Below are 18,633 nucleotides of genomic sequence, written 5' to 3' on the forward strand. Positions count from 1 at the left end.
GGGCGGGCCCGGTCCGGGCCCGCCCTGTCCCACGGGTCGCTCAGCGCCGTACGGCCTTGCGCAGACCGCGCGCCTTGCGCGCCACCCGGCGGACCGTCGCGTTGCGCGGGAGGAACGACAGCTGGGACGGCACCCCGCCCGGCAGGGCCAGCGAGGTCAGCCGCTTGCGCTTGAAGTAGCGCAGGGTCCGCTCGTTCAGGTTCCCCGCCAGCCAGCTCTCGGTCTCCGCGCGCAGCCTCGGAAGGATCTTCGGCTGCATCGCGAAGCCCACCGCGCGCACCAGCGCGCCCAGCGTCTCCACGTCCATGCCCTGCCGCTGCCCGGTGACGGCCGCCTTGTCGGTCAGCTCGGGCAGCAGCGCGTCCACGAGGGTGACCGGCACGCGGTTGCTGTTCTCGTACGGCGTCAGCCGTTCCAGCAGCAGGTCGGTGCCGACCCGGGCGACCGGGAGGCCGTACAGCGCGGACGCGGTGAGCAGGGCGGTGGAGAAGCAGCCGACGACCAGCGCCGGCCGCATCCGCTGGTACAGCACCTCCGCGAGCACCGGCGAGTCCAGCACGGTCAGTTCGACCTTCAGCTTCTCCGCCTCCTGCTCCAGGGAGCGGGTGAAGCGGGCCGGGGCCGACGGGTGCGGCTTGAACACCACCGTGGTGTGACCGAGCGCGGCGGCGCCCTTCAGCATCCGCACATGCAGGTTCTCCTCCTGCTCGGCGGTGAGGATGTCCAGCGCGGACAGGTACTGGCCCAGCAGCAGCGCGGGCTCCTGGATGTCCGGCAACTCGTCGCCGAGCGACGCGAGTCCGGCGAGGACCTTGGTGAAGGCGGCCGTCGGCAGGACCTCGCCGGGCACCCCGAACTCGGTGAGCAGCAAAGGCTTCAGACCCGGCACCAGGTCCAGGTGGAGGACCCGGTCCACGCGGGTGCCGACCAGCGGGTCGATCTTGTTGCGGGTGGGGCCGTAGCTCATCAGGCCGTCGGCGTACACGGTGACCGGAGCGCCGGTGAAGATCTGCGCGAGCGCCAGCGACGGGTTCACCTGGATCGACTCGACGGCCAGCTCGACGTCGTCGGTGCCGAGCTGCCACTCGTGGCGCAAGTACCGCTCCCAGAGCGGCAGGTCGTCGCCGCGGGGCGCCCAGCCGCCCGGGTGGAACGGGAAGATCGCCTCGTTGTACGACACCACGTCGTCGAACCGGTCCCGCAGCCGCTCGAAGCCCGGCATCTCGTCCAGCGCCGGCGAGGTCTCGGGCGTGGCCGCGTTGTTGCAGACCAGCAGGATCCGCCGGTCGGCCGGGCGGAAGCAGCCGGAGTCCAGGGCGGCGGCGAGCGTGGCCGTGCCGTACAGCGTCGACGCCTGGAAGATCTGGGTGGTCACGCGGCGGCCCCCGCGGGGGCGGGACGGCGGCGCAGCCGGCGCAGCCGGGTGGCGCGCTGGAGGTCCATGGAGTCCAGCGCCTCGTCCAGGACGTCCTGCGGCATGCGCCGCAGTGCGGCGGCACTCAGGGATTTCAGTTTCTTCGCCACCGCCGGCTCGAACCTTTCGATGGATCCCAGGTGATGGGAGATGATCGCGCAATAGGTACGGACGGCCTTCGGCAGCAGGACGTCGGCCTCCCGGTCCGCCGCCGTCTCCGCGATGACCTGGTCGAACGCCCGGATGAAGTCGAGCTGCCGCACATCGCCGATCTGGGTGAGCGACGAGGCGACCCCGCGCCGGTAGAACACGCCGAGCAGGCTCACCGCGGCGAAGGACTCCGCCTCCCGGTGCAGCTTCCAGATCCACGGCCGGTCCTCGGCCGTGCGCAGCCCGTCGGTGAAGTGCAGCAGCCCCTTGTCCACCAGCCGGCGGTGGTAGATGCCCGCCCACGCGTACGCGTAGTCCACCGAGGTGGACCGGTCGGCGGGCAGGATCGCCTCCCGCGGGCTGATCACCGTGTTCCGCCGGCCCACCGGCACCCGGTGCACGCTGCGCGCCCGGGCGGTGCACTGCACATGATCGGTGCGCAGGAAGTCGCAGCCCAGCTCCTCGACGGCGGCGAGCAGCCTGGGGTAGTAGCCGGGGGCGAGCCAGTCGTCGCCGTCCAGGAAGGTCAGGTACTCGCCGCGCGCCCGGTCGATCCCGGTGTTGCGCGCGGTCGCCAGCCCTCCGTTCTGCTCGTGCCGGACCAGGACGGCGCCCGGCAGCTCGCGCTCCGCACGCGCGAGAATCTCTGGTGTCCCGTCGCGGGAGCAGTCGTCGACGAGAATGAATTCGAAGTCCTCACGCGCATTCGACTTCAGACTCCTGAGCGTGTCTGGCGCGTATTGCTGCACGTTGTAGAACGGCACGATGACGGAGAGCTTGACCACGTCAGGGACGTTAGGGCGCGGCCCGTCATTCGTCTTGACGGCCTGCTTGATACCGGGTGAACGGCACGTGGCGAAGCTGTGAACCAGGCTGTTTCCAGCGCCCGTCGCGGCCCGATTCGCCATTCGGCGATGTGCTGTTAACCGTTTGTTGCATTCGGGTTGGGCGGAACCTCGGAATCGCTTCCTAGCGTCTTCGACGTGCCAGCAAGTGCAACGAAGTCCCTGCGGGTCGCCGTCCTCGCGGACTCCGACACCCGGTGGAAGTGGGGCGCGCTCACCGCGCAGCGCCTCACTCCCGCGGCTGCCGAGGTCCGGCTCGACGGCTACCTCCTGCGCGGACGCGCCACCCCCACCGCCCGCCAGCTGAAGGAAGTCGGCGTCCAGGCCGACTCCCTGCGCGAGGTCACCGGCGTCGAGTTCCTGCGCGCGATGAGCGAGGACCCCGACAACCGGTACGACGTCCTCGTGCTCGCGCTGGTCGGCGGCGGAGTGCAGGCGATGCTGCACGGGCTGCGCGCCGCCTGGGGCTCCGGGAAGCGTCCCGTGGTCGTCACCGGCTATGTCGGCGTCGTCTACGAGAAGCTCACCGACGGGCTGCTGCTGCGGCACGGCGCGGACCTCGTCCTCGCCAACTCCCGCCACGACGCGGACCGGTTCCGGGCCGTGTACGAGGGCGTGGGCGCCGACGCCTCCTCGGTCACCGAGGTCGCGCTGCCCTTCCTCGGCGGTGAGCCGTACGCCGGCGAACACGAGCCCTACACCGTGGTGTTCGCGGTCCAGCCGTCCGTCCCGGACAACCGCCGGGACCGCACCTACCTGCTGAACCGCCTCGTCGAGCACGCCCGGAAGCACCCCGAGCGTGAGGTGCTGCTCAAGCTGCGCTCCAAGCCCGGCGAGCACACCACCCACATCGAGGAGCTGCCGTACCAGAAGCTGGCCCAGGGCCAGGACCTGCCGGCCAACTTCCGTCTGGTGTACGGGCACATGGGCGAGGTGCTGGACCGCACCGACCTGCTGGTCACGGTCAGCTCCACGGCCGCCCTGGAGGCCCTGCACCGCCGTATCCCGACGGCCGTCCTCACCGACCTCGGGGTCCGTGAGGTGCTCGGCAACCACCACTTCACCGGCTCCGGCTGCCTGGCCTCCTGGGACCAGCTCGACGCCGGGCACCGGCCGGTGCCGGACGAGGAGTGGGTGGCCCGCCAGGGCGTCGCGGCCGACGGCTCGTACGCCACCGCGTTCGACGGCGCCCGCGAGCGCATCGCCGAGCTGCTGGACCGGCCGGGCGGGCTGCCGCCCCTCACGCCCTACTACACCCCCGAGACCGCGCCCGGCTACCTGCCCGGCATCCTCGCCCGCCACCACCTCGGCCCCGACGGCGTACCGCTGCCCGGAGCGCCCGCCGCCGACAAGGCACCCGGCCCCGTCCGGCAGATCGTGCGCCGGGCCGCGCGCGGCGCCTACCGGCACGGCGTCCAGCGGGTCGCCCCCGTGATCCGGCGGATGGGCGAGCTGTGACCTCACCCCAAGGAGTAGACCCCATGTCCAACTCGGCAGCGGGCCAAGGCGCTTCGATCCGCCGGGTGCTCGCGGTGATCCCCGCGCGCGGCGGCTCCAAGGGCGTGCCCGCGAAGAACCTCGCCCCGGTGGGCGGTGTCCCGCTGGTGGCCCGCGCGGTGCGCGAGTGCCGGGCGAGCCGGCTGGTGACCGACGTCGTCGTCTCCACCGACGACCAGGCCATCGCCGCCGCCGCCCGGGAGGCCGGCGCCGAGGTCGTGCTGCGGCCCGCCGCCATCGCCGGGGACACCGCCACCTCCGAGGCCGCGGTCCTGCACGCCATGGACACCCACGAGACGCTGCACGGCGCCCCCGTGGACGTGGTCCTGCTCGTGCAGTGCACCAGCCCGTTCCTCGTCCGCGAGGACATCGACGGGGTCGCCGCCGCGGTCGCCGAGAACGGCGCCGACACCGCCGTCACCGTGGCGCCCTTCCACGGCTTCGTCTGGCGCGAGGCCGACGAGCCCACCGAGGGCGGCCGTGGCGTCAACCACGACAAGTCCTACCGCCCGCGCCGCCAGGACCGCCCCCAGGACTTCCTGGAGACCGGCGCCGCCTACGCGATGGACGCGGCCGGCTTCCGCGAGCACCACCACCGCTTCTTCGGCCACACCGAGCTGGTCCGCACCGACCCGGCCCGGGTGCTGGAGGTCGACGACCCGCACGACCTGGCCCGCGCCCGCGCCCTCGCGCCCCTCTTCGACGCGGACCGGCCCGGTTCGCTGCCGACCGCCGACGACGTGGACGCGGTCGTACTCGACTTCGACGGCACCCAGACCGACGACCGGGTGCTGATCGACTCCGACGGACGGGAGTTCGTCGCCGTGCACCGCGGCGACGGCCTCGGCATCGCGGCCCTCCGCAGGAGCGGCCTGAAGCTGCTGATCCTGTCCACGGAACAGAACCCGGTCGTCGCCGCCCGCGCACGGAAGCTGCGGATCCCCGTGCTGCACGGCATCGACCGGAAAGACCTCGCGCTGAAGCAGTGGTGCGAGGAGCAGGGCATCGCGCCGGAGCGCGTGCTCTACGTCGGCAACGACGTCAACGACCTGCCGTGCTTCGCCCTCGTGGGCTGGCCCGTGGCGGTCGCGAGCGCTCACGACGTCGTACGCGGCGCCGCACGCGCGGTCACCACCGTCCCCGGCGGTGACGGCGCGATCCGAGAGATCGCCAGCTGGATCCTCGGCCCCTCTCTCGATTCCCTCCCCAAGTAAGGACACCCCCTGATGAGCACCAACTCCCGTCTGCGCACCTTCGGTTCGCGCGAGGTCGGCCCCGGCAAGCCCGTCTACATCTGCGGCGAGATCGGCATCAACCACAACGGTGAGCTGGAGAACGCCTTCAAGCTGATCGACGTTGCCGCCGAGGCCGGCTGCGACGCCGTGAAGTTCCAGAAGCGCACCCCCGAGATCTGCACCCCGCGCGATCAGTGGGACATCGAGCGCGACACCCCCTGGGGCCGGATGACCTACATCGACTACCGCCACCGCGTGGAGTTCGGCGAGGACGAGTACCGGCAGATCGACGAGTACTGCAAGGAGAAGGGGATCGACTGGTTCGCCTCCCCGTGGGACACCGAGGCCGTCGCCTTCCTGGAGAAGTTCGACGTGCCCGCCCACAAGGTGGCCTCCGCCTCCCTGACGGACGACGAGCTGCTGCGCGCCCTGCGCGCCACGGGCCGCTCCGTCATCCTGTCGACGGGCATGTCCACCCCGCGCCAGATCCGCCACGCGGTGGAGGTCCTGGGCTCGGACAACATCCTCCTCTGCCACGCCACCTCCACCTACCCGGCCAAGGCCGAGGAGCTGAACCTCCGCGTGATCAACACGCTGGAGAAGGAGTACCCGAACGTCCCGATCGGCTACTCCGGCCACGAGACCGGCCTGCAGACCACGCTGGCGGCGGTCGCGCTGGGCGCCACGTTCGTCGAGCGCCACATCACCCTGGACCGCGCGATGTGGGGCTCCGACCAGGCCGCCTCGGTCGAGCCGCAGGGCCTCCAGCGCCTCGTCCGTGACATCCGCACCATCGAGGCCTCCCTCGGCGACGGCGTCAAGAAGGTCTACGACTCCGAGCTGGGCCCGATGAAGAAGCTGCGCCGCGTCACCGGTGTCGTCGCCGAGGCGGAGATCGCCGCGGCGGCGGGCGAGCCGGTCTCGGTGTGAATCCAGGTCACTTACGACGGGACGGTCGTACGCCGATGAGCCCCCGCGCCGGTCAGGCCGGCCACCCCGCCCGCACGCTCGCCTTCGTGGAGAGCCCGGTACAGCTGCTGAACGTACTGGAGTGGGCACACCTGCACGGCCTGCACGACGCCGGGCCTCCCGGCGCGGCCGTGCCGCCGCCCCCGCACGGCCGAGGCCCGACCGTCCCGCCGAGCGGGGCCGACCCGGCCCGGCCGTGGGGCTCCGGCACCGCACGCCCCGACACGCCGTCCGGCTCCGACCGCGGGGACCCGGGTGCGCCGTCCGGTGCCGGCGGCGCGGGGCCGGCCACGGCCTCCGTGCCCACGCCGGCCCTGCCCACGCAGCCCGGGGCGGCGCACGCCGGTCCCGCGCACGCCGGTCTCGCCGCGGCCGTGCCCGCGCAGGCCAGGCGGCTCCCGGCGGTGGGGGCGACGGCGGGCGGGACGGGGGCGGCAGGCGCGGAGCTCACCGTCGTCGTGCTGTCCCCGACCGACCCCATGACCCGGGGCCAGCTTCGCCGCATGGCGGACCTGGCCCGGGACGAGGGGTACCGGGTGCGCTGGGAGGAGGCGCGGGGCGGTACGACCGCGCCCTTCCACACCATCGGCGGCCTGGCCGGTTCCCTCCGCAGGGCCGACCGGATCGTCATGGGAGACCCCTTCTCCCGCTACGTACAGCTGCTGCTGACCATCACCCGCGCCCGCGACCTCGTGGTCGTGGACGACGGCACGGCGACGATGGAGTTCGTCGCCCAGCTCGCCCGCGGCGAGCGTCTGGTCCGCTGGCACCGCAAGGGCGGCCGGCCCGGCGCCCGCGACCTGCTCTTCGCGCCGGTCTCCTCCTCCGCCCGGCGCCGGCTCACCCCGAGCGACCGCAGGCGCGTCGAGGTCTTCTCCTCCATGCCGGTGACCGAGATCCCGGACGGCGTGACCGTCACCGCCAACGACTTCGCCTGGACCCGCGCCCGCTTCGGCCCGCCGCGCATCACCCAGAGCGCCGACCTGGTCGGCACCTCCCTGGTGGAGACGGGGGTCGTGGACGGCGACCGCTACCTGGAGGCCGTCCGGAGCCTGGCCAAGGCCCACGGCGCCACCCGCTACTTCGCCCACCGCCGTGAGAGCGCCGAGAAACTGCACCGCCTGGCCGTCGAGACGGGCCTGGAGATAGTCCGCCCGGACCTCCCGCTGGAACTGATCGCCCGCCGCGGCCCCATCGGCCGGACGATCCTCAGCTTCCCCTCCACGGTCGTCCACACCCTGCCGCTGGCCTTGGCCGGCACGGGCGTGCGCGTGGCGGTCTGCGACATCGACCCGACCTGGCTCACCGACACCGCCTCCCCCCGCGCCCAGGGCTTCCTCTCCGGCGTGACCGGCACGGCACGGGACGTCCACCGGTTGGCGGCGGTGAGCCCGGCGTAGCCGTGGTTCGCGGGACTCCTTGACCGTGGACATGAGTACGAGTACTCAGGCGCCGCGTGATCACACAGCGATACCGTCGTTCACCCGATGTACGAACCGTGCGCGCGGCAGCGGCCGGTTGCCGGCATCGGGTAGACGGGGAACGGGGAAACGGGGAGGTCGTTCACGCATGGCTTGGGACGAGTGGGAGCAGCTGAAGGAGGACGCGGCAGCGCGTGGTTCCGCTCGCATGCAGCTGAATCACGTCCCGGACCCGGTGGGGGTGGGCTACGACCGTCTGAAGTCGGACAAGAAGGCCTGGTCGACGGCCGGTGAAGGCGTCTCGGGCCTGAAGGACGACATCGCCAAGGCGCTGGGGAAGCTGGACGACGGGCAGTCGGGGCTGGGCGACACCGCAGGATGCCAGTCGGCGGCGGCGCAGGCGGAGTTGTTCGCCTCCTGGAAGAAGTACGTCGCCGATGTCAGCGGCCGATGCGACAAAGTGGGGGGATTGCTGGAGCGTACGGGCCTCGACCTGGCGATGACCGACGCGGACGTCGAGTCGGAGTTGAACAGGATCAGCGCCGAGTACAAGGACACCGAGGCGGTCGGCGGCACCGCGAAGGGTCGGTGACCGGCGGTCATGGATCTGGCGACGCTGAAGGCCTTCAAGCCCATGAAGATGACCATGAGTGCACTCGTGCTCGCCGTACCCCTCGTACTCACCACCTTCACTGGATGCGGTATGACCGACAACAGCGCTGTCAGCGGCTCGGACAACAGTTCTGCCACCAGCTCCGGCAACACTTCCGGCGGTATTCGCTCCGCCGGTATGAGCACCTCACGGGACGCGTCGGATGCGATGGAGACGGTGTCCAGTGGCATCTACGACCTGATCAAGGTCAAGGGGAAGGCGTCCGACAGCCGCCCGGGCGTGCAGCAGTGCCCGGGCAAGGACAGGGACAAGTACTTCCAGATCTTCCACCCGTGGAGCTTCTACCCCGCTTCGGCGGCAGATCTCGACGCCGCCATGGAGCACCTCAGGGAAGGGCTGCCGAAGCAGGGCTGGAAGATCGTCGAGTACGGCCCCGACACCAGCCGGAACAAGAACCTCACCCTGATCGCCGACAACGACGAGCAGAAGGCCGGCGTGCACATCACCCAGATGAAGAAGAGGAACCCGCCCAAGCTCAGCCTGATGGTCGTCTCCGGTTGCTACCAGGTCCCCGACGGCCAGGAGGTCGAACACTTCTAGCGCCCGCCCCGCCTCACCCCCGGCGGGCCAGTACGAACCCCCGTGGGCGTCTCTCCTCCGCGGACGGCTCCCGGAGCACCGTCGCGACCAGTTCGAGGCCGGCACCCGTCAGGGCCTCGGCGACCTGTTCCGGCGTGCGCCAGTAGTAGTCGAGGTCGATCTCGTGGCCGAACCGCTCGGTCAGGTGCAGCCGGCCGGGCTCGGGGCCGGACTGGAAGCCGAGCAGGGCGTGCCCGCCGGGGACCAGGGTGCGGTGGAACTCCGCGAAGGCCGTCGGCAGCTCCTCGTCCGGCAGGTGGATGATCGAGTACAGGGCGAGGACACCGCCCAGCGTGGCGTCGGGCAGGTCCAGTGCGGTCATCGAACCGACGTGGAAGCGCAGGGCGGGGTACGCCGCACGGGCCAGCGACACCATCGAGGGGGAGAGGTCCACCCCGAACACCGGCACCCCCTGCTCGTGCAGCAGCGCGGTGACGTGCCCGGGCCCGCTGCCCAGGTCGGCGACGGGGGCGGAGCCGTTCGCCGTGACCAGCTCGGCGAACGTCCTGATCAGGGTGCGGTCCAGCGGGTGGATGTCCCCGGGAGGGAAGCAGGCGCCGTAGTCCTTGGCGATCGTGTCGTAGGAGGTACGGGTCGTCCGGAGGAAGTCCGCGGTCGAGTCGCTCACGTCGGCGGACCCTACCGGCGAGGGGGCCGCGGCGGGGTCCGGTTCGTGGACATGGCGCGCGTGACCCCGGTGAGGCGTGGTATGCGTGGAAGAGGAAACAGAGGTCTTACCCATCAGAGTTCGCCGCCATGCGTCCGCCGGTCAGATTTTATTCCCCTAACGGACTGAACTTTTGTTGATCGTGGGGTAGTTGACCGGCTGGGCGTCCTACCCTTCAGAGGGTGAAGCAATTGATGTCCCTAGAGTCCGAGGCCGGCCTCCCGGGGGATGTGCTCCCCGGCGTGCTGAGCGAGTCCCTGCACGCCGAACTCGTCGCCTTCCGGCGCGACTTGCACATGCACCCCGAGCTGGGCAACCAGGAGTTCCGTACGACCGCCGCGATCAAGGAGCGGCTGGAGGAGGCCGGGCTGAAGCCCCGCGTCCTGAGCACGGGCACGGGACTCGTCTGTGACATCGGCCTCGCGGAGGGTGAGCACCCGTCCGTACCCCTTCTGGCCCTGCGCGCCGACATCGACGCCCTGCCCATCCCGGACACGAAGAGTGACTGCGCGTACCGGTCGACCGTGCCGGACCGGGCGCACGCCTGCGGTCACGACGTGCACACCACCGTCGTCCTCGGCACCGGGCTGGTCCTCGCCGACCTGCACGCCAAGGGCCTGCTGCCCCGGCCGGTGCGGCTGCTCTTCCAGCCCGCCGAGGAGGTGCTGCCCGGCGGCGCCCTGGGCGCCATCGAGGACGGCGCGCTCACCGGCGTGGGCCGCATCCTCGCCGTGCACTGCGACCCCAAGGTGGAGGTCGGGAAGGTCGGGCTGCGGCACGGGCCGATCACCAGCGCCTGCGACCGCCTGGAGGTCGCGCTCGACGGCCCCGGCGGGCACACCGCCCGCCCGCACCTGACCACCGACCTGGTCACCGCCGTGGCCCGGGTCGCCGTCGACGTCCCCGCGCTGGTCGCCCGCCGGCTCGACACCCGCGCCGGTCTCGCCCTCACCTGGGGCCGCATCGAGTCCGGCCACGCCCCGAACGTGATCCCGCAGCACGCGGAGCTGTCCGGGACCGTGCGCTTGCTGGACCTGGAGGCCTGGCGGGAGGCCCCCGACATCGTGCACGCGGCGATCGACGAGGTCGCCACCCTGCACCGGGCCAAGTCCGAGATCACCTATGTGCGCGGGGTGCCGCCGGTCGTCAACGACCGGGAGTCGACCGAGCTGCTGCGCCGGGCCATGGTCGCCCGGCGCGGCATGAAGTCCGTGGAGAGCACCGAGCAGAGCCTCGGCGGCGAGGACTTCTCCTGGTACCTGGAGCACGTGCCGGGCGCGATGGCCCGGCTCGGGGTGCGCCCGCCCGGCGAGCGCACGGTGCGCGATCTCCACCAGGGTGACTTCGACGCCGACGAGCACGCGATCACGGTGGGTGTGGAGATGTTCACGGCCGCCGCATTCCTCGACGTCAACGGGTCGAAGAGCTGAGCGGGCGGCCCCCTCGGGGCCCCTTCGCGGGCCGCCCGGGGGCCGCTGCCGTGCCCGGCGCAACACGGATGCAAGCCAATCGTGCACTGTCCGCAACAAGGGTGTGAGAAGACCAAGACACCGAGTTCAGGCAGTGTTTGCCTCGAATCGATAACGGCTTCGCGAGAGGGTTTTTTGCGACATCTACGCGCGTTACGATGCCGCGAAGCCGACGCCGCCGGGGCGTCTCGGCCGGAGCACTGCCATGGTGCTCACATCAAGCGCCGCCAAGGCGCTCAGGTCAGGTGAAGGAGCCTTCCCGTGCGCCGGGTAGCCAAGCTTTCCGCTGCGTGTATCGCGTCCGCAGCTCTCGCACTGACTGCCACTGCCTGTGGCAGCACCTCCTCCGAGAAGGAGTCCGGCACGTCCGGCTCGTCCGCCTCGGGCGGCGGCAAGGGCGTCAAGGTCGGTCTCGCCTTCGACGTCGGCGGCCGTGGTGACCGCTCGTTCAACGACTCCGCCGCGCGCGGTGTCGACAAGGCCGAGAAGGAGTTCGGCGGCGACGTCAAGGAGCTGACCGCGAAGACCTCGGACACCGAGGCCGACCGCGAGCAGCGCCTGTCCGACCTGGCCGACGCCGGCTACAACCCCGTCATCGGTGTCGGCTACGCCTACGCCGCCTCGATGGACAAGGTCGCCAAGAAGTACCCGAAGACCACGTTCGGCATCGTCGACTCGGTGGTGCAGGGCAACAACGTCGACAGCATCACCTTCACCGAGGAGCAGGGCTCCTACCTGGCCGGTGTCGCCGCCGCGCTGAAGACCAAGACGAAGCACGTCGGCTTCATCGGTGGTGTGGACGTCCCGCTGATCAAGAAGTTCGAGGCGGGTTACGTCCAGGGCGTCAAGGACACCAACCCGAAGATCAAGGTCGACACGCAGTACCTGTCCCACGGCTCGGACACCTCCGGCTTCGCCAGCCCCGACAAGGGCAAGGAGGCCGCGCAGGGCATGCTCGACAACGGCGCGGACGTCGTCTACTCGGCGGCCGGCTCCTCCGGCAACGGCGCCATCGAGGCCGTGGCCGGCAAGAAGGGCGCCTGGGCGATCGGCGTGGACTCGGACCAGTACAGCATCCCGGGTCTGGCCAAGTACAAGAACTCGATCCTGACCTCGGTCGTCAAGAACGTCGACGTCGGCGTCTACGACCTGGTCAAGTCGGTCCACGACGGCAAGCCGCTGAACGGCACCAACACCTACTCGCTCGCCAAGGACGGCGTCTCGCTGGCCACCAGCGGTGGCTTCATCGACGACATCAAGGCCAAGCTGGACGCGGCGCAGAAGAAGATCGTCGACGGCTCGATCAAGGTCAAGACCACCCCGTGACCTGACGGGTCCCGTCGGACCCCGGCTCGGCGGGGGCTTTTTTCGCAGCCCCCGCCCACCGTCCACGCCCTGTGCGGTGAGAACGGCGCCGGCAAGTCCACCCTGATGAAGATCCTCTACGGCATGCAGCAGCCGGACGAGGGCACCATCACCGTGAACGGCGAACAGGTCGTCTTCCACAACCCCGGCGACGCCATCGCCCGCGGCATCGGCATGGTGCACCAGCACTTCATGCTCGCCGACAACCTCACCGTCCTGGAGAACGTCGTCCTCGGCGCGGAGAAGCTGCACGGCATCGGGGGCAAGGCCCGCGCCCGGATCAAGGAGATCTCCGACGCCTACGGCCTGGGCGTCCGGCCCGACGCCCTGGTCGAGGAACTCGGCGTCGCCGACCGTCAGCGCGTGGAGATCCTCAAGGTCCTCTACCGCGGCGCCAAGACCCTCATCCTGGACGAGCCCACCGCCGTCCTCGTGCCGCAGGAGGTCGACGCGCTCTTCGACAACCTGCGCGAACTCAAGGCCGAGGGCCTCACCGTCATCTTCATCTCGCACAAGCTGGGCGAGGTGCTCTCCGTCGCCGACGAGATCACCGTCATCCGGCGCGGCACCACCGTCGGCACCGTCGACCCGCGCGGCACCACTCCCAAGCAGCTCGCCGAGCTGATGGTCGGCAGCGAGCTGCCCACCCCGGAGACCCAGGAGTCCACGGTCACCAACGTCCCGCTGCTCACGGTGGACGGCCTGCACCTCGCGCAGACCGACCTCGACGGCATCGAGCGGGTCATCCTGGACGAGATCTCCTTCACCATCCACAAGGGCGAGGTCCTCGGCATCGCCGGCGTGGAGGGCAACGGCCAGTCCGAACTGGTCGAGGCGATCATGGGCATGCGCCGGCCCGACGCCGGCGTCGTCACCCTCGACGGCACCGACATCTCCCACGCCCCGACCCGCGAGCGCCGCGAGTCCGGCATCGGCTACATCCCCGAGGACCGCCACCGCCACGGCCTGCTGCTGGAAGCACCGCTGTGGGAGAACCGCATCCTCGGCCACGTCACCGAGCGGCCCAACTCGCGCGGCGGACTGCTCGACCCCAAGGCGGCCCGCGCCGACACCCAGCGCATCGTCGAGGCCTACGACGTCCGCACCCCCGGTATCGACGTCACCGCGGCGTCCCTGTCCGGCGGCAACCAGCAGAAGCTGATCGTCGGCCGGGAGATGAGCCACAACCCCAAGCTGCTCATCGCCGCCCACCCCACCCGCGGTGTGGACGTCGGCGCGCAGGCGGCCATCTGGGACTACATCCGCGAGGCCCGCCGCGAGGGCCTGGCCGTGCTGCTGATCTCCGCGGACCTGGACGAGCTGATCGGGCTCTCCGACACCCTGCGGGTGATGTACCGCGGCCGTCTGGTCGCCGACGCCGACCCCGCCACGATCACCCCCGAAGAGCTGGGCTCCGCCATGACGGGTGCGGCCACCGGCCACCTGGAGCACACAGAGGACGACGCGCGATGAACAAGCTGACCTCACGGATCGACAAGGAGCGGCTGCTCCTGGGCGTCGCCGCGCCCCTGCTGGCGGTCGTCGCCGCGCTCGTCGTCACCACCGTGGTGATCCTCGCGACCGGCAAGAACCCCGGGGACGCCTTCAGCGACATGGTGACCTACGGCTTCGCCAGCGACAGCCAGGTCTACATCCTGAACAAGGCGACGACGTACTACCTCGCGGGTGTCGCGGTGGCCATCGGCTTCCGCATGAACCTGTTCAACATCGGTGTCGACGGCCAGTACCGGCTCGCCGCGTTCATCGCCGCCGTCCTCGGCGGGGCGCTCACCGTGCCCGGCTGGCTCGCCATCCCGCTGATCATCATCTGCGCCATGGCGACCGGCGCCCTGTGGGCGGCCATCGCCGGCATCCTCAAGGTGACCCGGGGCGTCAGCGAGGTCATCGCGACCATCATGCTGAACTCGATCGCCACCGCGGTCATCGCCTACCTGCTCCAGCCCGGCAAGCTCGGCCAGCTCGACCAGGCCGGCACCCTCGTCTCCACCAAGCCGCTGCCGTCGTCGTCGTACTTCTTCAGCTTCGACGCCGGCCCGGCCGGTGAGCTGTGGGGCTTCATCGTCGTCGCCGTGCTCGTCGGCGTCGCGTACTGGTTCGTGCTCGGCCGCACCCGGTTCGGCTTCGACCTGCGCACCGTCGGCCAGTCCGAGACCGCCGCCGCCGCGAGCGGCGTCGGGGTGAAGAAGATGGTCGCCACGAGCATGATCATCTCTGGTGCGGTGGCCGGTCTGATCGGCATGCCGACCCTGCTGAACGACAGCCACCAGTTCAGCAACGACTTCCCGGCCGGCATCGGCTTCACCGGCATCGCCATCGCCCTGCTCGGCCGCAACCACCCGATCGGCATCGCGCTCGGCGCGCTGCTCTGGGGCTTCCTGGAGCGCACCACCAACCACCTGGAATTCCAGGGCTACGACAAGGAAATCCTCGGCGTCATCCAGGGCGTCATCGTGCTGTGCGTCGTCATCGCCTACGAGGTCGTACGCCGCTACGGGCTGAAGCGCCAGCAGCAGCGCGTCGGCGCCGAACTCGCCGCCCAGGCCGCCGCCCCGACGAAGAAGCAGGAGGTGGCGTGATGACTGCCACGATGACCGACGCGCCGCCGCCGGCGGCTCCCAAGGCGGCGGGCGCCCCCCAGCGCTCCGGCCGCTCCCTCGGCCTGACCCTCATGATCGTCGCGGGCGCGCTGCTGCTCCTGGCCGCCGTCCGCGTGATCACCGGCGCCAACCAGCTCGACTCCGCCGGACAGGTCGCCGCCGCCCTCGGCCTCGCCGTACCCATCGGACTCGCCGGACTCGCCGGCCTGTGGTCGGAGCGGGCCGGCGTGGTCAACATCGGCCTCGAGGGCATGATGATCCTCGGCACCTTCGGCGCCGGCTGGATCGGCTGGCAGTCCAGCCCCTGGCTCGGCCTGCTCTGCGGCATCGCCTTCGGCGTCCTCGGCGGCCTGGTGCACGCCGTCGCCACCATCACCTTCGGCGTCGACCACATCGTCTCCGGTGTCGCCGTCAACCTGCTCGCGCTCGGCGCCACCCAGTACCTGGCCAAGCTGTTCTTCGCCGACGGCAAGGCGGCAGAGGCGGGCGGCAACCCCAAGCAGTCCCCGCCCGCGGACACGCTGCCCGACGTCACCGTCCCCGGCCTCTCGGACGGCCTCGCGTCGATCGAGAAGCACCACTGGTTCCTGGTCTCCGACCTCGCCGGCATCATCGGCGGTCTGATCACCAACCTGTCCGTGGTGACGATCATCGCCGTGCTGCTGTTCGTCGGAAGCTGGTGGCTGCTGTGGCGCACCCCGTTCGGGCTGCGGCTGCGCTCCTGCGGTGAGAACCCGGTCGCCGCCGAGTCCCTCGGCGTCAACGTCTACCAGTACAAGTACGCGGCCGTGGCCGTCTCCGGCGGTCTCGCCGGCCTCGGCGGCGCCTTCCTGGCGCTGGTGACCTCGCACACCTACCTGGAGGGCCAGACCGGCGGCCGCGGCTACATCGGTCTCGCCGCCATGATCTTCGGCAACTGGCGCCCCGGCGGCCTCGCCATGGGCGCGGGCCTGTTCGGCTACTCCGACGCGCTCCAGCTGCGCAACGGCGGTGTGACCGTCCACGCGCTGCTCCTGCTGCTGGTCGTCCTGCTCGCGCTGCTGGCCGGCTGGAAGCTCTACAAGAAGGCCCTGGTGCAGGGTGTGGTCAGCGCCGTCATGGCCGCGCTGGTCCTGGTCTGGTACCTGCTCACCGACGAGGTCCCGAGCGACTTCGTCGGCGCCACCCCGTACGTCGTCACGCTGCTGGTGCTGTCGCTGTCCGCGCAGCGCCTGCGGATGCCGAAGGCGGACGGCATGCGCTACCGGAAGGGCCAGGGCAAGTGACCGGGCGAGCCGCCGACTTCGACTGGGAGGCCCTGCGCGCGGAGGCGCGGGAGGCCATGACCCACGCCTACGCCCCCTACTCCGGCTACCCGGTCGGTGTGGCGGCCCTGGTCGACGACGGCCGCACGGTCACCGGCTGCAACGTCGAGAACGCCTCCTACGGCCTCGGGCTGTGCGCCGAGTGCGGCCTGGTCTCCCAGCTCCAGCGCACGGGCGGCGGCCGGCTGACGCATTTCACGTGCGTCGACGGCACCGGCGCGCTGCTGGTCCCGTGCGGCCGCTGCCGCCAGCTGCTCTACGAGTTCGGCGGCCCCGACCTGCTGCTGGACACCCCGGCGGGCGTCCTCCCGCTCTCCGAGATGCTGCCCCAGGCCTTCGGCCCGGACCATCTCACCCAGTAAGGCCGTACGGCCCCCCTGCCCCGCTCGCAGGGGGGCCGCGCACTTCGCACCTCCCGGAAGGAACCCCACCCGCCATGGCCATGGACGCCATCTCCGTCATCCGCACCAAGCGGGACCGCGGTGAGCTGACCGACGAGCAGATCGACTGGGTCATCGACGCGTACACCCGGGGCGAGGTCGCCGACGAGCAGATGTCCGCGCTCGCCATGGCGATCCTGCTGAACGGCATGAACCGCCGCGAGATCGCCCGCTGGACCGCTGCCATGATCGCCTCCGGCGAGCGCATGGACTTCTCCTCGCTGTCCCGCCCGACGGCCGACAAGCACTCCACGGGCGGCGTCGGCGACAAGATCACCCTCCCGCTGGCCCCGCTCGTCGCGGCCTGCGGCGCGGCCGTCCCGCAGCTCTCCGGCCGGGGCCTCGGCCACACCGGCGGCACCCTGGACAAGCTGGAGTCGATCCCCGGCTGGCGCGCGCTGCTCTCCAACGAGGAGATGCTGAACGTCCTGGACACCACGGGCGCGGTGATCTGCGCGGCGGGCGACGGCCTGGCCCCCGCCGACAAGAAGCTCTACGCCCTGCGCGACGTCACCGGCACGGTCGAGGCGATCCCCCTGATCGCCTCCTCGATCATGTCGAAGAAGATCGCCGAGGGCACCGGCTCCCTGGTCCTGGACGTGAAGGTGGGCACGGGCGCCTTCATGAAGACGATCGAGGACGCCCGCGAGCTGGCCTCCACGATGGTCGGCCTCGGCACCGACCACGGCGTGAAGACGGTCGCGCTCCTGACCGACATGTCCACTCCGCTCGGCCTCACGGCGGGCAACGCCCTGGAGGTCCGCGAGTCGGTGGAGGTCCTGGCGGGCGGCGGCCCGGCGGACGTGGTGGAACTGACCCTGGCGCTGGCCCGGGAGATGCTGGACGCGGCGGGCATCAAGGACGCCGACCCGGCGAAGGCCCTGGCCGACGGCTCGGCGATGGACGTCTGGCGCCGCATGATCGCGGCCCAGGGCGGCGACCCGGACGCCCCGCTGCCCACCGCGAAGGAGCGGCACGTCGTGAAGGCCCCGTCCTCCGGCGTCCTGACCCGCCTCGACGCGTACGACATCGGGGTCGGCGCCTGGCGGCTCGGCGCCGGCCGGGCCCGCAAGGAGGACCCGGTGCAGGCGGGCGCGGGCATCGAGCTGCACGCCAAGCCGGGCGACACGGTGACCGAGGGCCAGCCCCTGCTGACCCTGCACACCGACACCCCCGAGCGCTTCGAGTACGCGCTCCAGGCGGTGGCGGGCTCCTACGACATCGCGGCCCCGGGCACGGCCTTCCAGGCCACGCCGGTGGTGCGGGAACGTATCGCCTGACCTGCGCCAAGCGGCCGTAGGCAGTTGATGTCCCGCCCCTTTCGGGTGAACGGGACCGGTGGACCTCCGCCGGTCCCGTTCGGCATGCTGGGATCGGTGACGCACCGATAGGAGACCGCCATGAGCGCACTCACCGTCAGCCAGGACTCCGACCAGAACTGGGACGACCTCGTCCGGTACTGGGAGGAGATGGAATGGCCCGAGGGCAGCAAGGTGGAGATCATCGAGGGGATCATCACCGTGTCACCTGCTCCCGCGTTCCGCCACAATGTGATCGCGGCCCGCATCCAGCGTCGCCTCTACTCAGTGATCCCCGAGGACTGGGAAATCTTCCAGACACTGGCCATCGCCGTGCCGTCCCGACTGGGCATGCTCATCCCGGACCTGGTGGTGGCTCCGGTGCCGGAACATACGGAGTCGGACTCCCACATCCCCGCCGCCCTCGCCGAACTCGTCGTCGAGGTCACCTCCAGGTCCAACGCCGGCCACGACCGCGTCGGCAAGCCCGCCGCCTACGCCACCGCCGGTATCCCGCTGTACCTCCTGGTCGACCGCTGGGCCCCCGGAGGCCCCACCGCGACGCTCTACGGCGAACCGAAAGGCGACGTCTACCGGGTCCTCAAGGCGGTCAAGTTCGGCGACCTCATCGAGTTGCCGGAGCCGTTCGGCCTCACCATCGACACGAGCGAGTTCCCGGTCGACTGATC

The 18,633-nt window shown here is 71.1% G+C and carries 16 protein-coding genes and 1 pseudogene; 14 read left to right on the forward strand and 3 right to left on the reverse strand.

The genetic code is table 11. The features are described from left to right. Positions 1-40 precede the first annotated feature (40 nt). Together OO52_RS05415 and OO52_RS05420 are read right to left on the reverse strand one after the other, a co-directional pair. Positions 41-1,375, reverse strand: coding sequence for a polysialyltransferase family glycosyltransferase (locus OO52_RS05415; protein ID WP_030641491.1), 1,335 nt, complete (start codon positions 1,373-1,375; stop codon positions 41-43). Next, entirely contained in the window at positions 1,372-2,349 is a 978-nt protein-coding gene (locus OO52_RS05420; RefSeq protein ID WP_030641493.1) for a glycosyltransferase family 2 protein, read from the reverse strand. The genes OO52_RS05415 and OO52_RS05420 overlap by 4 nt, the downstream gene beginning before the upstream one ends. A gap of 198 nt (positions 2,350-2,547) precedes the next feature. Between OO52_RS05420 and OO52_RS05425 the strand changes: the two genes are divergently transcribed. The 6 genes from OO52_RS05425 to OO52_RS05450 all read left to right on the forward strand — a co-directional run bounded on the left by OO52_RS05425 (position 2,548) and on the right by OO52_RS05450 (position 8,744). Further along, the gene (locus OO52_RS05425; protein WP_030641494.1) at positions 2,548-3,867 is read left to right on the forward strand and encodes a DUF6716 putative glycosyltransferase; all 1,320 of its coding nucleotides are present in this window, start codon (positions 2,548-2,550) and stop codon (positions 3,865-3,867) included. 23 nt (positions 3,868-3,890) lie between these two features. Next, complete coding sequence (locus OO52_RS05430) at positions 3,891-5,120, forward strand: N-acylneuraminate cytidylyltransferase (RefSeq protein WP_030641495.1); 1,230 nt, start codon at positions 3,891-3,893, stop codon at positions 5,118-5,120. Between the two features lie 12 nt (positions 5,121-5,132). Continuing rightward, a complete protein-coding gene (locus tag OO52_RS05435; protein WP_014674560.1) occupies positions 5,133-6,071 on the forward strand; it encodes an N-acetylneuraminate synthase family protein in 939 nt (312 codons plus the stop codon). Between the two features lie 413 nt (positions 6,072-6,484). Continuing rightward, complete coding sequence (locus tag OO52_RS05440) at positions 6,485-7,510, forward strand: hypothetical protein (RefSeq protein ID WP_244211486.1); 1,026 nt, start codon at positions 6,485-6,487, stop codon at positions 7,508-7,510. A gap of 169 nt (positions 7,511-7,679) precedes the next feature. Beyond that, a complete protein-coding gene (locus OO52_RS05445; protein WP_030641497.1) occupies positions 7,680-8,123 on the forward strand; it encodes a hypothetical protein in 444 nt (147 codons plus the stop codon). A 54-nt stretch (positions 8,124-8,177) separates the two neighbouring features. Then, positions 8,178-8,744: a hypothetical protein gene (locus OO52_RS05450; RefSeq protein WP_231406438.1), complete on the forward strand. Its 567-nt coding sequence runs from the start codon at positions 8,178-8,180 to the stop codon at positions 8,742-8,744. 13 nt (positions 8,745-8,757) lie between these two features. On the opposite strand, the gene OO52_RS05455 is transcribed toward OO52_RS05450, so the two are convergent. Continuing rightward, on the reverse strand, positions 8,758-9,411 hold the full coding sequence (locus OO52_RS05455) for a class I SAM-dependent methyltransferase (protein ID WP_030641500.1): 654 nt from the start codon (positions 9,409-9,411) through the stop codon (positions 8,758-8,760). A gap of 233 nt (positions 9,412-9,644) precedes the next feature. Between OO52_RS05455 and OO52_RS05460 the strand changes: the two genes are divergently transcribed. The 8 genes and pseudogenes from OO52_RS05460 (at position 9,645) to OO52_RS05495 (ending at position 18,631) form a co-directional block, all read left to right on the forward strand. Further along, positions 9,645-10,880, forward strand: a complete 1,236-nt coding sequence (locus tag OO52_RS05460) for an amidohydrolase (protein ID WP_106971942.1) — start codon at positions 9,645-9,647, stop codon at positions 10,878-10,880. Between the two features lie 300 nt (positions 10,881-11,180). Continuing rightward, complete coding sequence (locus OO52_RS05465; RefSeq protein ID WP_030641504.1) at positions 11,181-12,245, forward strand: BMP family lipoprotein; 1,065 nt, start codon at positions 11,181-11,183, stop codon at positions 12,243-12,245. 60 nt (positions 12,246-12,305) lie between these two features. Beyond that, positions 12,306-13,757 (forward strand): annotated as a pseudogene (locus tag OO52_RS05470) (ABC transporter ATP-binding protein); the annotation flags it as partial. Then, on the forward strand, positions 13,754-14,881 hold the full coding sequence (locus OO52_RS05475) for an ABC transporter permease (protein WP_030641507.1): 1,128 nt from the start codon (positions 13,754-13,756) through the stop codon (positions 14,879-14,881). The pseudogene OO52_RS05470 and the gene OO52_RS05475, both read left to right, overlap by 4 nt. Next, complete coding sequence (locus tag OO52_RS05480) at positions 14,881-16,167, forward strand: ABC transporter permease (protein ID WP_030641508.1); 1,287 nt, start codon at positions 14,881-14,883, stop codon at positions 16,165-16,167. The genes OO52_RS05475 and OO52_RS05480 overlap by 1 nt, the downstream gene beginning before the upstream one ends. Continuing rightward, a complete protein-coding gene (locus tag OO52_RS05485) occupies positions 16,164-16,568 on the forward strand; it encodes a cytidine deaminase (RefSeq protein ID WP_030641509.1) in 405 nt (134 codons plus the stop codon). The genes OO52_RS05480 and OO52_RS05485 overlap by 4 nt, the downstream gene beginning before the upstream one ends. An 80-nt stretch (positions 16,569-16,648) precedes the next feature. Then, entirely contained in the window at positions 16,649-17,926 is a 1,278-nt protein-coding gene (locus OO52_RS05490) for a thymidine phosphorylase (RefSeq protein ID WP_030641510.1), read from the forward strand. A 120-nt stretch (positions 17,927-18,046) separates the two neighbouring features. Beyond that, positions 18,047-18,631 carry a Uma2 family endonuclease gene (locus tag OO52_RS05495; protein WP_030641511.1) on the forward strand — a complete coding sequence of 195 codons (585 nt, stop codon included), beginning with the start codon at positions 18,047-18,049 and terminating at the stop codon, positions 18,629-18,631. Positions 18,632-18,633: the final 2 nt, after the last annotated feature.

The organism is Streptomyces flaveolus (assembly GCF_000716535.1).
In the GTDB taxonomy this organism is placed as follows: domain Bacteria; phylum Actinomycetota; class Actinomycetes; order Streptomycetales; family Streptomycetaceae; genus Streptomyces; species Streptomyces flaveolus_A.

Coding starts and splice junctions, on each gene's coding strand:
- OO52_RS05430 (WP_030641495.1), top strand. CDS start 3,891: ATGTCCAACTCGGCAGCGGGCCAAGGCGCTTCGATCCGCCGGGTGCTC.
- OO52_RS05435 (WP_014674560.1), top strand. CDS start 5,133: ATGAGCACCAACTCCCGTCTGCGCACCTTCGGTTCGCGCGAGGTCGGC.
- OO52_RS05445 (WP_030641497.1), top strand. CDS start 7,680: ATGGCTTGGGACGAGTGGGAGCAGCTGAAGGAGGACGCGGCAGCGCGT.
- OO52_RS05450 (WP_231406438.1), top strand. CDS start 8,178: ATGAGTGCACTCGTGCTCGCCGTACCCCTCGTACTCACCACCTTCACT.
- OO52_RS05460 (WP_106971942.1), top strand. CDS start 9,645: ATGTCCCTAGAGTCCGAGGCCGGCCTCCCGGGGGATGTGCTCCCCGGC.
- OO52_RS05475 (WP_030641507.1), top strand. CDS start 13,754: ATGAACAAGCTGACCTCACGGATCGACAAGGAGCGGCTGCTCCTGGGC.
- OO52_RS05480 (WP_030641508.1), top strand. CDS start 14,881: ATGACTGCCACGATGACCGACGCGCCGCCGCCGGCGGCTCCCAAGGCG.
- OO52_RS05490 (WP_030641510.1), top strand. CDS start 16,649: ATGGACGCCATCTCCGTCATCCGCACCAAGCGGGACCGCGGTGAGCTG.
- OO52_RS05495 (WP_030641511.1), top strand. CDS start 18,047: ATGAGCGCACTCACCGTCAGCCAGGACTCCGACCAGAACTGGGACGAC.